This is a genomic window from Mycobacterium sp. P7213, from assembly GCF_900604305.1.
Lineage (GTDB): Bacteria > Actinomycetota > Actinomycetes > Mycobacteriales > Mycobacteriaceae > Mycobacterium.
The window spans coordinates 28,821-42,655 of record NZ_UWOA01000017.1; the positions used below are offsets into that span (position 1 = coordinate 28,821).

The 13,835-nt window shown below is 67.4% G+C and carries 17 protein-coding genes; 6 read left to right on the forward strand and 11 right to left on the reverse strand.

Annotated elements, in window-relative coordinates; all coding sequences use genetic code 11:
* Window position 1: 1 nt before the first annotated feature.
* Genes EJK91_RS08435 through prpD form a run of 3 tightly spaced genes read right to left on the reverse strand, consistent with a single transcriptional unit; the run spans window position 2 to window position 3,536 of the window.
* Complete coding sequence (locus EJK91_RS08435; RefSeq protein WP_125078687.1) at window positions 2-1,120, reverse strand: bifunctional 2-methylcitrate synthase/citrate synthase; 1,119 nt, start codon at window positions 1,118-1,120, stop codon at window positions 2-4.
* Entirely contained in the window at window positions 1,117-2,034 is a 918-nt protein-coding gene (gene prpB, locus EJK91_RS08440) for a methylisocitrate lyase (RefSeq protein WP_125078688.1), read from the reverse strand. The genes EJK91_RS08435 and prpB overlap by 4 nt, the downstream gene beginning before the upstream one ends.
* A complete protein-coding gene (gene prpD / locus EJK91_RS08445) occupies window positions 2,031-3,536 on the reverse strand; it encodes a 2-methylcitrate dehydratase PrpD (protein WP_206430397.1) in 1,506 nt (501 codons plus the stop codon). The genes prpB and prpD overlap by 4 nt, the downstream gene beginning before the upstream one ends.
* 119 nt (window positions 3,537-3,655) lie before the next feature.
* Between prpD and EJK91_RS08450 the strand changes: the two genes are divergently transcribed.
* Window positions 3,656-5,101: a short-chain fatty acyl-CoA regulator family protein gene (locus EJK91_RS08450; protein ID WP_125078689.1), complete on the forward strand. Its 1,446-nt coding sequence runs from the start codon at window positions 3,656-3,658 to the stop codon at window positions 5,099-5,101.
* Here EJK91_RS08450 and EJK91_RS08455 read toward each other — a convergent pair.
* Genes EJK91_RS08455 through EJK91_RS08465 form a run of 3 tightly spaced genes read right to left on the reverse strand, consistent with a single transcriptional unit; the run spans window position 5,065 to window position 7,724 of the window.
* Window positions 5,065-5,583, reverse strand: a complete 519-nt coding sequence (locus tag EJK91_RS08455) for a DoxX family protein (protein WP_125078690.1) — start codon at window positions 5,581-5,583, stop codon at window positions 5,065-5,067. The two genes, EJK91_RS08450 and EJK91_RS08455, sit on opposite strands and share 37 nt — an antisense overlap.
* 9 nt (window positions 5,584-5,592) lie before the next feature.
* A complete protein-coding gene (locus EJK91_RS08460) occupies window positions 5,593-6,819 on the reverse strand; it encodes a DUF1298 domain-containing protein (RefSeq protein ID WP_125078691.1) in 1,227 nt (408 codons plus the stop codon).
* 14 nt (window positions 6,820-6,833) lie between these two features.
* On the reverse strand, window positions 6,834-7,724 hold the full coding sequence (locus EJK91_RS08465) for an alpha/beta fold hydrolase (RefSeq protein ID WP_024441134.1): 891 nt from the start codon (window positions 7,722-7,724) through the stop codon (window positions 6,834-6,836).
* A gap of 71 nt (window positions 7,725-7,795) precedes the next feature.
* Between EJK91_RS08465 and EJK91_RS08470 the strand changes: the two genes are divergently transcribed.
* Together EJK91_RS08470 and EJK91_RS08475 are read left to right on the forward strand one after the other, a co-directional pair.
* Window positions 7,796-8,647, forward strand: coding sequence for an alpha/beta fold hydrolase (locus tag EJK91_RS08470; RefSeq protein ID WP_024441133.1), 852 nt, complete (start codon window positions 7,796-7,798; stop codon window positions 8,645-8,647).
* An 11-nt stretch (window positions 8,648-8,658) separates the two neighbouring features.
* Window positions 8,659-9,477, forward strand: a complete 819-nt coding sequence (locus EJK91_RS08475; protein ID WP_125078721.1) for an adenylate/guanylate cyclase domain-containing protein — start codon at window positions 8,659-8,661, stop codon at window positions 9,475-9,477.
* Window positions 9,478-9,493: 16 nt separating this feature from the next.
* Here EJK91_RS08475 and EJK91_RS08480 read toward each other — a convergent pair whose 3' ends face one another.
* Window positions 9,494-9,655, reverse strand: a complete 162-nt coding sequence (locus EJK91_RS08480; protein ID WP_125078692.1) for a hypothetical protein — start codon at window positions 9,653-9,655, stop codon at window positions 9,494-9,496.
* Window positions 9,656-9,678: 23 nt separating this feature from the next.
* Here EJK91_RS08480 and EJK91_RS08485 point away from each other — a divergent pair, with 23 nt between their 5' ends.
* Entirely contained in the window at window positions 9,679-10,371 is a 693-nt protein-coding gene (locus EJK91_RS08485) for a guanylate cyclase (protein ID WP_125078693.1), read from the forward strand.
* Window positions 10,372-10,375: 4 nt separating this feature from the next.
* Here EJK91_RS08485 and EJK91_RS08490 read toward each other — a convergent pair whose 3' ends face one another.
* Window positions 10,376-10,699: a putative quinol monooxygenase gene (locus EJK91_RS08490; protein ID WP_125078694.1), complete on the reverse strand. Its 324-nt coding sequence runs from the start codon at window positions 10,697-10,699 to the stop codon at window positions 10,376-10,378.
* Between the two features lie 5 nt (window positions 10,700-10,704).
* Window positions 10,705-11,220, reverse strand: a complete 516-nt coding sequence (locus EJK91_RS08495; RefSeq protein WP_125078695.1) for an OsmC family protein — start codon at window positions 11,218-11,220, stop codon at window positions 10,705-10,707.
* A 102-nt stretch (window positions 11,221-11,322) separates the two neighbouring features.
* Here EJK91_RS08495 and EJK91_RS08500 point away from each other — a divergent pair, with 102 nt between their 5' ends.
* Window positions 11,323-11,676 (forward strand): hypothetical protein, encoded by a 354-nt coding sequence (locus EJK91_RS08500; protein ID WP_024441128.1) that lies wholly within the window; start codon window positions 11,323-11,325, stop codon window positions 11,674-11,676.
* 151 nt (window positions 11,677-11,827) lie between these two features.
* Complete coding sequence (locus EJK91_RS23170; protein ID WP_206430402.1) at window positions 11,828-12,127, forward strand: nuclear transport factor 2 family protein; 300 nt, start codon at window positions 11,828-11,830, stop codon at window positions 12,125-12,127.
* 50 nt (window positions 12,128-12,177) lie between these two features.
* On the opposite strand, the gene EJK91_RS08510 is transcribed toward EJK91_RS23170, so the two are convergent.
* Window positions 12,178-12,453: a hypothetical protein gene (locus EJK91_RS08510; RefSeq protein WP_125078696.1), complete on the reverse strand. Its 276-nt coding sequence runs from the start codon at window positions 12,451-12,453 to the stop codon at window positions 12,178-12,180.
* A gap of 140 nt (window positions 12,454-12,593) precedes the next feature.
* On the reverse strand, window positions 12,594-13,760 hold the full coding sequence (locus EJK91_RS23110) for an acetyltransferase (protein ID WP_444850805.1): 1,167 nt from the start codon (window positions 13,758-13,760) through the stop codon (window positions 12,594-12,596).
* Window positions 13,761-13,835 lie beyond the last annotated feature (75 nt).

Consider the following 13,835-nt stretch of genomic DNA (forward strand, 5'->3'; position numbering starts at 1 on the left):
CTCAACGTGCGCCGACGACGCGCTGGGGACTTCCCGAATAGGCACTCAGCGGACGGATCAGCGCGTTGGACGCGGTCTGCTCGATGATGTGCGCGGTCCATCCGGTGATTCGACTCATCACGAACAGCGGGGTGAACATCGGGATGTCGAAGCCCATCAGGTAGTAGGCCGGCCCGGTCGGGAAGTCCAGGTTAGGCAAAATCCCTGTGGCGGCGAACATCTCGGCCTCCAGGATGCGATAGATGTCCAACCAGCGCTGGCCGCCGCGGGCCGCCACCACCCGTTCCAGCGCCGCCTTCATGGTCGGCACCCGAGAGTCACCGTGCTTGTACACCCGGTGGCCGAACCCCATCACCTTGTCCTTGCGAGACAGCTTGCCGTGCAGCCACTCTGCGGCCTTCTCCGGCTCACCGATCTCGATCATGTCGTGCATGACCGCCTCGTTGGCCCCACCGTGCAGCGAGCCCTTGAGTGCGCCGATGGCCGCGGTGACAGCACTGTAGATGTCGGACTGGGTGGAGGTGACCACCCGAGCGGCGAACGTGGACGCGTTGAAGCTGTGCTCCGCGTAGAGGATCATGGACTGCTCGAAGGCCTCCACAATGACCGACTCGGGCACCTCACCGAAGCACATCCGCAGGAAGTTCTCGGAATAGCCGAGGTGGCTGTGCGGTGCGATCGGGTCCAGGCCGCGCCGGCGGCGCATGTCGGCCGCGACGATCGTCGGCAGCACCGCGAACATCCGCAGCGCCTTGGCGAAGTTCGCGGACTCGGAGGGATCGTCCTCTTCCGCGTCCTCGGCACCCAGGTAGCTGATCGCGGTGCGCACCACATCCATCGGGTGGCAGTTCTCCGGGAGCTTGTCCACCAGCGACAGCAGCGACCGGTCCGCTCGCCGGGCCGCCCGCTCGCGCTGGCAGAACAGTGCGAGTTCGGCGTCGGTGGGCAGCTCACCGTGCCAGAGCAGGTAGGCGACCTGCTCGAAGCTCACACGCGCCGCCAGGTCCTGCACTGGATAGCCGCGGTAGGTCAGCGAGTTGGTCTCCGGCACCACTTTGGAGATCGACGTGGTGTCGACGACGACGCCGGCGAGTCCCTTGTGAATATCCGCGGTGGTCACCGTCTGCCTCCTTGAATGGTGAAGTTGAAGATGTCATCGTCGAACTGGTTGTACTCGGCGTACCGCAGCAGCTCGTAGAGCCGACTGCGGTGCTGCATCTGGTCGAGCAGTCCGGCTTGCGTTCCAGCCGAGTCGATCTCGCGCAGGCCCACTTCGACGGCGAACATCGCCAGCCGCAGCGTGGTCACCGGGTAGATCACTGCGTTGTAGCCGAGGTCGGACAGTTGCGTGGTAGTGAGCAGTTCCGACTTGCCGAACTCGGTCATGTTGGCCAGCAGCGGCACATCGACTGCGGCACGGAACTTTTCGAAATCATCCGGGCCCTGTAGCGCTTCGGTGAAGATGAGGTCGGCACCGGCTTCTGCGTAGGCCTTTGCACGCTCGATCGCGGCGGGAAGCCCTTCGATGCCGGCGGCATCGGTGCGGGCGCAGATGACGAAGTTCGGGTCCCGGCGCGCGGTGATCGCGGCCCGCAGCCGTTTGATCATCTCGCTGGTGGGCACCACGGCCTTGCCGTCGAGGTGTCCGCACCGCTTGGGGTTGACCTGGTCTTCGAGGTGGCATCCGGCCAGCCCGGCATCTTCGAGCACGGTGATGGTGCGGGCAGCACTCATGGGTTCACCGAAGCCGGTGTCGGCGTCGATGAAGGTGGGCAGGCTGGTGGCGGACGCGATCTGGGCGCCGCGTCCGGCCAACTCGGTCAGCGTGGTCAGCCCGATGTCCGGCAGCCCCAGGTCGGCCGAGAGCGCCGCGCCGGAGACGTAGACGCCCTCGAATCCGATCTCGGCCACCAGCTTGGCGACCAGCGGCGAGAACGCGCCCGGGAACCGTTGCAGCTGACCAGAATTCAGACCCGAGCGAAACGCCACCCGCTTGTCCGACGGGGCCGCGGCCGCCCCGAGCAGCCCACTCACCGGAAAATCCCGTTGGGAGTCGCCGGCGCCTGGTCCAGCAGGGCAGGCTCGACGACGATGTTGAGTCCGCGGAGCTCGGCGCCGCTGAGACCGGCGAGCCCTTCGGCCGCGGACAGGAATCGCTCCTGCTCGGCGGTGGTCACGATGCCCTCGGCGAGTTCGGTGAACTTGCCGATGTACTGCTTGCGCTCGAACGGCCGGGCCCCCAGCGGGTGCGCATCAGCGATCGCCAACTCGTCGGTGATCACTTCCCCGCTGGACAGCGTCACCTCGGCGCGAGCCCCGAAGGCCTTCTCATTCGGGTCGGTCGAGTGGTAGCGCCGGGTCCACTCCGGGTCCTCGACGGTGGAGATCTTCTGCCACAACGCGATGGTGTCGGGACGGTGTGCACGCTCCGGGGAGTACGACCGCACGTGGTGCCAGCTGCCGTCCTCCAACGCGACGGCGAAGATGTACATCACCGAGTGGTCCAGGGTTTCCCGCGACGCGTCCGGGTCGAACTTCTGCGGATCACCCGAACCGGTGCCGATCACGTAGTGGGTGTGGTGGCTGGTGTGCAGCTTGATGGTGGCCACCTGGCTCAGGTCGCCGATCCGCTCCCGGAGCCGCTTGGCCAGGTCGATCAGCGCCTGGCTCTGGTACTCCGCGGAGTACTCCTTGGTGTAGGTGTCCAGAATTCCGCGCTTGGCCTCGCCGGGGCCGGGCAGCGGCACCTGGTAGGTGTGGTCTTTGCCCGACAGCATCCAGGCGATGACGCCGTCCTCGCCCTCCCAGATTGGGGCCGGAGCACCCTCACCGCGCATCGCCCGGTCGACGGCCTCGATGCCGACCTTGCCGGCCCATGCCGGCGCGAAGGCCTTCCAGCTGGAAATCGAGCCCTTGCGGGACTGGCGGGTGGCGGTGGTCAGGTGCAGCGCCTGGCCGACCGCGGAGTAGATCACCTCGGGGTCCAGCCGCAGCATGGTGCCGATGCCGGCGGCCACCGAAGGTCCGAGATGGGCGACGTGGTCGATCTTGTGCTCGTGCAGGCAGATTCCCTTGACCAGATCTACCTGAATCTCATACGCCGTGGCCAGGCCGCGGATCAGGTCGGCGCCGGAGAGCCCGAGCTGCTGGGCGACGGCCACCAGCGGCGGGATGTTGTCGCCGGGGTGTGAGTACTCCGCAGCCAGGAAGGTGTCGTGGAAGTCGAGTTCGCGCACCGCGGTGCCGTTGGCCCAGGCCGCCCACTCGGCGGAATAGGTGCCCTCGATACCGAAGACCGCAGCGCCCGGCTTCGATGGGTGCGCCAGGGCTTGGCGGCGGGCGACGGTTACCGGCCGGCGCAGTACCGAGGCAGCACTGACCGCCGCGTTGTCGATGATCCGGTTGATCACCATTGCCGCGGTGTCGTCGGGAACGGCGACCGGGTCGGCAGCGACTTGTGCGATCTTCCAGGCGAGGTGCTCGGAGCGGGGGAAGTCATCGGCACTGCGGCGGGTCTTCACGTCATGTAGCTGCATGTTCCACACCCTACGCACGCAAGATAAACCCCGGTATGCATGGGAAATGCGTAATAATGCGTCCTGCGCTGGCCGGAATTGCGAACGTTGCGAATGTGGTCGCAGGTTACGCTGCACCGATGGCACCCACTACCACCCGGACGTTCGCCGGGGCCCGGCTGCGACGCCTGCGCGAGGACCGCGGCCTGACCCAGGTGGCATTGGCACGCGCGCTGAATCTGTCCACCAGCTACGTCAACCAGCTCGAGAACGACCAGCGGCCGATCACCGTTCCGGTGTTGCTGGCGCTCACCGACCGGTTCAGCCTGCCCGCACAGTACTTCTCTGGGGACGCCGACGCCCGGCTGGTGGCCGAGCTGCGCGACATGTTCACCGCGACCGCCGGCGAACACGCCGCCAGTGACAGTCAGATCGAGGAACTCGTCGCACGGATGCCCGACATCGGCAACAGTCTGCTGACCATGCATCGCCAACTACGCGGGGCCACCGAGGAACTGGAGTCCTACCGGTCACAGATTTCGGGCGACTCGGCGCATACCGTGGCGCGGCCGATGCCGTTCGAGGAGGTCCGCGACTTCTTCTACGACCGCAACAACTACATCGGTGAACTCGACAACGCCGCCGAGAGGTTGTTCGTCGAGACGGGGATGCGTTTCGGCGGCTTGGATATTCAGCTGTCTGCGCTGATGGCCCAACGGTTCGACATCACCGTGGCGATCGTCGACGACCTGCCCGCGGGAACCAAACGCGTCTTCGACCCGGCGACTGGGGTGCTGCGGATCGCGCATTGGTTGCTGGCCGGCCAGCGGGCCTTCCAAATCGCCACCCAACTGGCACTGCTGACCCAGCAGGAGTTGATGTCGGACATCGTGGCGCAAGACCAGTCGTTGAGCCCGGAGTCCCGCGGGGTGGCCAAGATCGGGTTGGCCAACTACTTCGCCGGAGCGTTTCTGTTGCCGTATCGGCAATTCCAGCGTTCCGCCACCGATCTGCGCTACGACATCGACCTGCTGGGACGCCGCTTCGAGGTCGGCTTCGAGACGGTGTGCCATCGCCTGTCGACCCTGCAGCAGCCCGGACGTCGCGGAGTGCCGTTCATCTTCGTGCGCACCGATAAGGCGGGCAACATCTCGAAGCGCCAGTCAGCCACCGCGTTTCACTTCAGCCGGGTGGGTGGAAGCTGTCCGCTATGGGTGGTGCACGACGCGTTCAGCCAACCTGGCCGGATCGTCACTCAGGTGGCGCAGATGCCCGACGGCCGCAAGTACTTCTGGATCGCCACCACCACGCCGCCCGAGGGGCGCGGCTATCTGGGCCAGCACAAGACTTTCGCCGTCGGGTTGGGTTGCGATCTGGCGCATGCCGACAAGCTGGTGTACTCCACCGGCGTCGCCCTGGGCGACGCGGCCACCGTGGTACCGATCGGTGCGGGTTGCAAGATCTGCGAACGCGAAGCGTGCCCGCAGCGAGCGTTTCCGTTTCTGGGCCGGCGGGTGGTCGTCGACGAGAACGCCGGCAGCGGGTTGCCCTACTCGCCGGTCGCGTTGGTTCCGCCCGGCCGGTAGAACAGTGCCAGCTGGCCGATGGCGCCCGCCAGCCCGAGGCCGAGCGAGATCCACAGGCCCGGCCAGCCGTTCTTCCAGCAATGGCAGAAGATCTGGTGGTCCGCGCTGAGGTAGCCCGGTCCGAGCATCGCCACCACGACGGCGCCGGTGGCCAGCACCAGGTTGTACTCCCAGCCGTTGGTCAGCACGAAGAAGCCATTCGAACGGTGCACGGTCCACACCGCCACCGCCATCAGGGCGACGAATCCGGCGGCGGCGATCGGGGTCAGCAGTCCGATCGCCAGCCCCAGCCCGGCAGCAATCTCGGCGGTTGCCGCCGTCACCGCCTGGAGCTTGCCGTACTTCATGCCGATGCTCTCGAACCATCCCGCCGTACCGGGGATTCGTCCTCCACCGAAGAACTTGTTGAACCCATGCGCCGCCATGGTCAGACCGAGAACCAGGCGCAAGAGCAGCAATGCGACATCAGCAGCAGTGACCATCTGCCCAAACTACAACGCGGCGTCCAGCAGTCGCAGATATACCTCGATATCCCTGACCGCCGACTCGGCGGAATGCACGCTCACGACCACCGTGTCGCCGATGCCGTGCACCCCATGGGTCAGTCCCATCGCCGGGGACAGCGCCGGGAACCCTGCGGTCAGCAATACCGGCACCGCACCGAAACGCAGGTCCGCGGCGCCGCGGTGCACACTGGAGACCACGGTGTTGCCGGTCACCCGCTCCGGCCGGGCGTCAGGGTCGAAATTGTCGATGCCCCAGCGCAGCAGCGCCGCGGGTGTCATGGCGAAGGCCCGATCGGCCGCGGCCGCCGCCGGGTGGCGGCCGCGCAACCGGCCCCCGGCGAGGTCGGCGGCGATCCGTTCGCAGCGTGCATCGTGGCCCAGCAGTGGGTAGAGCCCGACCGGAATATTGCCGAAGTGGTTGTGGGCCTGGCGCTCACCGGCTTTGGCCATCGGCACTTCGGCACCCAGTTCATCGCAGGGTTCATCGAGATACTCCGACAACGCCGTCGACACCGCCGACAGCACGGCCACGGTGACGGTCGGTCCGCGCAGTTCGGTGCGCTGCCGCACCAGGGTGCGCAGTGTCCGGCCGCCGGCCGGCCGGTTATTGGTGGCCAACGGGGGGCGGTCACCGACTGGGGGCGGCAAGAGTCCCGCCGCAGTGTCATCGACTCGGCTGCGGTGGGTGCGCGCCGCGACAATCGCGCGCCACGGCAAGAAACCCCGGCCCGGCGTCGGCACCCCGGGCACCGGTGCGGACCGACCGAACAGCCAGGCGGCCAACGCAGAAGCCCGCCCACCGTCGGCGAGGGCATGCGCCACTTGCAGCACCGCTACCGTGGCCGCGCCGCGGTGCCCGGGAATGTCGTGGACCGGCGCGAAAACGTGCAACCGCCAGGGCGTCACCCGGACATCAAGCTGGTCGTCGGTCAGGCGCGCCACCGCAGCTAGGCAACCGTCCCAGCTGTCACCGGGGGCCCGGATCGCGGCTACGTCCTCGCTGGGCTCGGTGCATGGCACCCACCGCGGGTAGCGCAGCGCACCGGCCTCGGCGACCCGGATGGTCAGGTCGGGGATCGTCCGGGCTCGGTCGAGCACGTCTGCGATCGCGTCGTCGAGGTCGGCGGGCACCCCGGCGAAGGCGTACAGCAGGAATTGGTCGCTGGGGATCTTCGCGGACATCCAGTAGAACTGCGCGTCGATCGCGGTCATCCGCTCGCCGCGCGTCAGGTCAAAAATCGCAGCACCCGATCGGCGATCTCGTCTGGCTGCTCGAGTTGCAGGAAGTGGCCGGCGTTTTCGACGACGGCGGCGTCACTGCCCGGGGGCAACGCCGGCTGCACCCACCGCGTGAACGCCGGCGACATGCAGCCATCGGTGCGCCCGTGCAGGTACAGCGTCTGCAACAGTGGCAGTTGCAGCCAGTGCCGGTGCAGGTCGGCATAGCGGTCGGGAACCCGCAGGCTGCGCAGCGCCCGGTAGGGCCCGAGCGCGGCACGCCAGCCCTCCGGCGTTCCGATGGCCGCGTCGACGTGGCGCAGATCCTCCTCGGCCGCATACCCGGGCGACCACCGCCGCCACAACAACGGCAGCACCCAGGACGCGGACCGGTCGGGCAGCCACGGCAACTGGAAGTAGCTGATGTACCAGCTGCGCACCAGTTGCGCCGGCAGGAGGCCGGCCAGGGTGAACCGGTCTGTCCCGCGGACCGCGCGCAGCGACGCCGGCGGCGGCACCGACATGATCACCGCCTTGGTGAACGGACTGTCCGGCAACGCGGCCAGGCCGGTGGCGACCATCGCGCCCCAGTCATGACCGATCACCACGTCGCGACCGGTCCCGCCGACGGCGGCGTACACCCGCAGCGCGTCGTCCATCAGAGCGCCGATGTGGTAGCTGCCGTCGGAGGGGATCGACGACGGCGCGTAACCGCGCATGAACGGCGCCACCACATGCCAGCCGGCCGACACCAACTGCGGCGCCAGGCGGCGCCATCCGTAGGCGGTGTCGGGAAACCCGTGCAGACACAACGCCACCGGGTCACCCGGTGTGCCCCAACTCAATGCCTTGAGCGCGACCCCGGGCGTAGCCACGTCGATCCACCGCGGTTCACTCATCACACACCCCCAGGCCGGGCCAAGCAGGCGTTTCTGTCCGCCCTGTCGTCCAAACTATCTACCATCTTGAGATGCGCACAGCCCAGACCGTCGCGTACGACGGCGTCGGCGGAGTAACACTGGTCGCCGACGAATGGAACCGGGGCGCCACCGAAGCCGCCGAACATCCGACGATCGTGATGCTGCACGGCGGTGGACAGAATCGGCACTCCTGGCACAAGACCGGCCAGATCCTGGCCGACCGCGGCTATCACGTCGTCGCACTGGACACCCGCGGCCACGGCGACAGCGACCGCGCACCCAATGCCGACTACGCCATCGAGACGCTCACCGCCGACGCCGTCGCGGTGATCGACGCGATCGGCCGGCCGGTGGCCCTGATCGGGGCCAGCATGGGCGGGCTGACCGGCATTCTGGTGGCCGATGAGGCCGGCCCGCAGCGGGTGACCAAGCTGGTGTTGGTCGACGTGGTGCCGCGTTACGAGAAGGACGGCAGCGCCCGGATCCGCGACTTCATGTTCAGCCACATCGATGGCTTCGACTCCCTGGAGCAGGCCGCCGACGCGGTGGCCGCATATCTGCCGCACCGGGCCAAGCCCCGCAGTCCCGAGGGGTTGAAGAAGAATCTGCGGTTCCGCGACGGGCGCTGGTACTGGCACTGGGATCCGGCGCTGATGACCAAACCCGGCGACGATCCGGCGTTGCGCACCGAGAAGATCGAGACCGCCGCCATGGGACTGCAGATCCCGATCCTGCTGATCCGCGGCAAGCTGTCCGACGTGGTCAGCGCCGAGGGTGTCGCGGATTTCCTGTCCAAGGTGCCGGGCGCGCGTCTGGTCGAGTTGTCTGACGCCGGGCACACCGCGGCCGGTGACGACAATGATGCCTTCAGTGCAGCCGTCGTCGAGTTCGTGTCGGGCTGAATGTGTTCGGGATCGGATGGCTGACGCCGACGCTGCTGGCGGTCGGCGTGCTGGCGGCGGTGGCGGTCACCGAGGCCGTCGCCCTGGCGGTGTTGACCCGACAGTTGCGGATGGCCCGAGCCGAGATCGAGGCGCTGCGCGGTCGGGTCGACACCCGCAACCTGTTGCTGGCCGGCGGGCGTGAAGCCGTCAAGACCGTGTGGCAGACCGCGAACCTGGTGCGCAAGGAGGGGTTTGGCGCGGCTGTGCGCAGTTCGATCGAAGACCTCGCCGACTGGGCGGAAGTCGAACGTCCCGATCTGGCGCGCCTGACCCCGAATGGGCATGTGGTGGTGCTGTTCACCGACATCGAGGGTTCCACCGCGCTCAACGAGCGGATCGGCGACCGCGCCTGGGTGAAGCTGATCGCCCGGCACGACGAGATGGTGCAACGTCTGGTGAGCCAGCACGCCGGGCATGTGGTCAAGAGCCAAGGCGACGGGTTCATGATCGCCTTCGCCCAACCCGAACAGGCGGTGCGCTGCGCCATCGCGATCCAGCACGGGCTGGCTTCGCGACGCGGGCGCAAACCGCAGCACCCGATCCGGGTCCGGATCGGGGTCCACATGGGCCGCTCGGTCCGCCGCGGCGATGACTTGTTCGGACGCAACGTGGCGATGGCCGCTCGGGTGGCCGCGGCCGCCGAGGGTGGCCAGATCCTGATCAGTGGGCCGGTGCGCGACGCCGTCAAGGAATGCGACGACATCGCCGTCGGTGCCGGCCGCGACGCCGAACTGAAGGGTTTCGCCGGCACGCACCGGCTCTATGCCGTCGACGCCGCCACGGAGTGATCCGCTTCAGGCTGCGTTAATCCGAGCCACCGGCCTCGGCCAGCCGCTCATGCAGCCGGGCGCGGATCTCCTCGGGTGTATAGGCCCGTCGCCGCCGCTGGTCCCGCGCCACCAGCACTCCCCCGGCGGCAACCCCGACCACGCCCGCCAGGCCGATCCATTTCCAGATGCTGCGCACGCTCACACTTTAGGGTGCTGAGCGTGGACGAACACACCGTGACTTTGGAGCGTGCGCTGGCGGAGACGCGCACCGGCGACATCTGGCTGTTCCGGGGCCGCTCCGGCCCGGACCGCGCCATCCAAACGCTGTCCAACTCTCCGGTGAACCACGTCGGGATGACGGTCGCCCTCGATGACCTGCCGCCGCTGATCTGGCATGCCGAGCTCGGCGACAAGCTGCACGACTTCTGGACCGGCACCAACCATCGCGGCGTGCAGCTCAACGACGCCCGGGCCGCCGTCGAACAGTGGATGGGCCGCTACGAGCAGCGCTGCTGGTTTCGCCAGCTCAGCGGCACCATCACCCGTAAGCAGGAGAACCACCTGCTGCAGGCGATCGCGCGGATGGACGGCACCGCGTTTCCCACCACAGCGCGGCTCACCGGCCGGTGGCTGCGCGGGCGGCTGCCGACGGCCAGCGACTGGACCCGGGGCATTCCGTTTCTGGACCGCAAGGTCCATGAGATCAGCCAGCGGCGCAAGGCCCGCAGCAGCAAGGTCGCGTTGCAGACCGCATATTGCGCCGAGACGGTGGCCATCACCTACGAGGAGATGGGGCTGCTGTCCACGGACAAGAATTCGAACTGGTTCGACCCCGGGTCGTTCTGGAGCGGCGACATCTTGCCGTTGACCCCCGGCTATCAGCTGGGCCGGGAGATCGTCGTCGTGCGCTAGTGTCCTAATCGACTGTCAGCTCGCCCATCACCGACCAGTCCGTCGCGTCTATCTGCTGGCTGATGATCTTCGGCGTCGATACCAGCGCCTGCGGCATGTCGGCCATGGCCGCCTTGAAGTGGTCGCTGTTGACGTGCGCGGCACCGGCCGCGCCATCCCGGAAGGCCTCCACGAGCACGTACTCGTTCGGATCCTCCAGGCTGCGCGACCAGTCGAACCACAGGTTGCCCGGCTCGGCACGGGTGGCCTCGGTGAAGCCAGCCACCAGCTGCGGCCAGCGCTCAGCCCACTCCGGCTTGACCGCGAACTTGACCACGATGAAGATCATCGCCGCTATCCGATTTCCAGCGTGCTGCGCACCGGGGTGACATTGGTAGTCAAATCCAGTACCGGGCAGTGCTTTTCGACGACCTGATGCAGTTCCCGGTACCGCTCCTCGGTTTCCGGGCCGGTCACGGTGACGACCACCCGCACCTCTTTGAAGCCGGGGCGCACCGAGTCGTCCAGGCCGAAGAACCCGCGCACGTCCAGGTCGCCTTCGGCGCGCCCGGTGATCTCGTCGACCGCGATACCCAGCTTCTCGGCCCAGTACCGCCAGGTGACCACCTGGCAGGACAGCAGCGATGCCAAGTAGTACTCGACCGGGTTAGGCGCGGTGTTCTCACCGCCGAGCGCCGGCGGCTCGTCCACTTCGACGCTGTACTGACCCAGGGTGACGGTGCTGGCGACCGCGTCGTGCGCGACGGCGGAGGCACGGAAGACCACCTGCGAACCGGCAGGATCGGCGGCGGCGGCGGGGTCACTGGTGGCGGCGACGACGGCGGCCAGTTGAGTGGTGGAGGCTGTCATGACGGTAAGGGTAGAGACCCCGGCGCGGCTCGGCGAACGGCGCGACCGCCAGGACGCCGGAAGGAATACCATTTGCCGCCGCCAGCGGCTAGCCTGAGCGACGTGGAGGTACTACGGCACGTAATAGTTCTGCTGCACATCGTCGGATTCGCGGTGACTTTCGGGGCGTTGATCGCCGAAGCCGCGGCACGGCGCTTCCAGCTCACCCCGGTGATGGACTACGGCGTGGTGCTGTCGCTGCTCACCGGGCTTGCGCTGGCTGCGCCCTGGCCAGCCGGCATCGTGCTCAACTACCCCAAGATCGGCACCAAACTGGTGATCCTGATCGCCCTCGGTGCCGTGCTGGGCATCGGCCGGGCCCGGCAGCGCAAGTCGGGTGGGGAAGCCCCTCGCCCGCTGTTCTATGCTGCAGGCGCTTTAGTGCTGACGGCCGCGGGGCTCGCCGTCATCTGGTAACCGGGTGCGGTTCAGGCATTCGATCTGACTGATCCCAATCGGGCGAAAAGCCGATACCGTCGTTAGCATGGCCGATCACGCCGGCATCCGCGCCGCGCTCATGGCGCACTGGGCGTCCTAGGATGCGAACGACTTCGACGCCGAACACCGGATCTACCGGGCCGATGCGGTCCTCGAATACCCCCAGTCGGGTGAGCGGATTCGTGGCCGCGACCGCATTCAGGCGTCGCGGGAGGCTCAGCCGAACGCCAAACGCTTCACGGTCCGCCGCATCCTGGGCGGTGGCGATCTGTGGATCAGTGAACTCGTCCTCACCTACGACGGTCGGCCGTCCTACGTGGTGAGCGTGATGGAGTTCGTGCACGGCGAAGTCGCGCGCGAGACCCAGTACTTCGGCGATCCCTTCAGCCCGGGACCGTCTCGCGTGCAATGGGTCGAACCCCTCGACTGACCGCGGGGCTTACTCGTTGAACTGGAATCCCGCTGCGCTAACCGCTTCTTTCAGCCGGCGCTCACCAGGGTGATGGCAATCGGCGGAAGCATCGGGCACTGATAGCTGCCGGTCAGCGAGCCCTCGTCCAGAGTGGTCTTGCATCCGCCGGTGGTGGTGCCCGCCCACTCCTTGCCTTGCCTGTGCAGTTGCCCGGATGGCGCAATGTTCAGGCAGTCCGAACCACACGAGCTGAGTTCCCAGTAGAAGTCTTCTTGTAGCCCTTGCCCGGTTACGTGGTACCGACCGCTCGGCGGATCGGCGTAGGCCGGACCGGCCAGCACCATCGAACCGCCAGCTAACACTCCCGCCAAAATTGCAATTCGTTGACCTCGCATTTTCATCTCCATCGCGACAGTTAGGCCAACTTTTTGCCCACCTTTTCGGAGCCTAACAGCGGCTGCCGAACCTGGTGGCGGATCGCGATTTAACCGTCCGATGCGACGTCGTCGGCCTGTCGGATCAGGCCGACCAGCTTTGGAACCAACGCCACGACGTGGTCGTAATGGTCGCGCCAATCGACCTGGGCAAGACCGAGATAATCCTGCCCGGCCAGCTCCAGCAGGGCACGATCGTGTCCCGTCAATCTCGGTGCGACACGCTGCGCGGCAATGTCCTTGGCGACGATCTGCCCGGTCTCGATCGTGACCAGCATGCGAGCCAAGGTCAGCAGGAAGAACCGTTCCTCCCCCGCCGGGTCGTTCATGAGCTCGGGCAACAACGCGAGCTGGGCACGCCGGAGTAGCTCGGGCGGCACCGGAGCGACAAGAGCGCCGAGCGGCTGACCGCGCAACACCCGGTGAGCGCTCTGGGCGGTGGCCAGCAGCACCACCACGTCGGGGTCGGGAACGGCAGGCGGGACGTGGCCGTCCAGCAGCTCCGCGCGCAACCATTCGCCGATTTGGAAGTCGCGGCGGGGTGTCTGCGGCAACGGATCAACGTCGGCCACGACGAGGCTGGTCAGCTCCAACGGCCGGCGGTCGGCAACCTCGGGGAATTGGGCGGCATGCCCGCTCCACCCGGACACACCCAACAGCACTGCCACCAGCGACGCCCGCTCGGCCTCCGACAGCGACGTGCGTGTGAGAACCAGCAGATCGACGTCGCTGTCCGGCCGCAGCCCGGCGGTGGCCGCCGACCCGTAGAGATAGGCCCCTAGCAAGTCTCTCGGCCGATGCTCGTCCAGATAGCTCAGGACCTGCGCCAGCAGTGCCTCCATGTGCAGCAACGGGTATGGCCGACCCGCCTCATCAAGGTCGCTGCGCCCGGTGACGACAAAACCGCGCCGAACGTAGAACTCGACCGCCTGCTCGTTCTGCTCGTTGACGTCGACGCGGCGGATCCCCTGCGCGGCGATCACGTGTTGGAGTAGCGCGCTTCCGACTCCGTGGCCGCGAGCGTCGGCGTGGACGAACAACATCTCCAGGTGCTCCCCCGCCGTGCCGGCGAAACCCACCGGTTCACCGTCGATCTCAGCGACGGTCAGGCGAACGGCTGGGAAGTAGACATCGGCCAGTTGTCCCTCGATGTCCGCGCGGTCGGCTTCGGTCAGAAAGTCGTGGGTCGCATCGACGGCACTGCGCCAGATCGCCACCAGCCGAGGATATTCGGCAGGCCCCACGCAGTCACGAATCCGCACCGCGGTCAGATTACCGATCGAGGGCCTCCA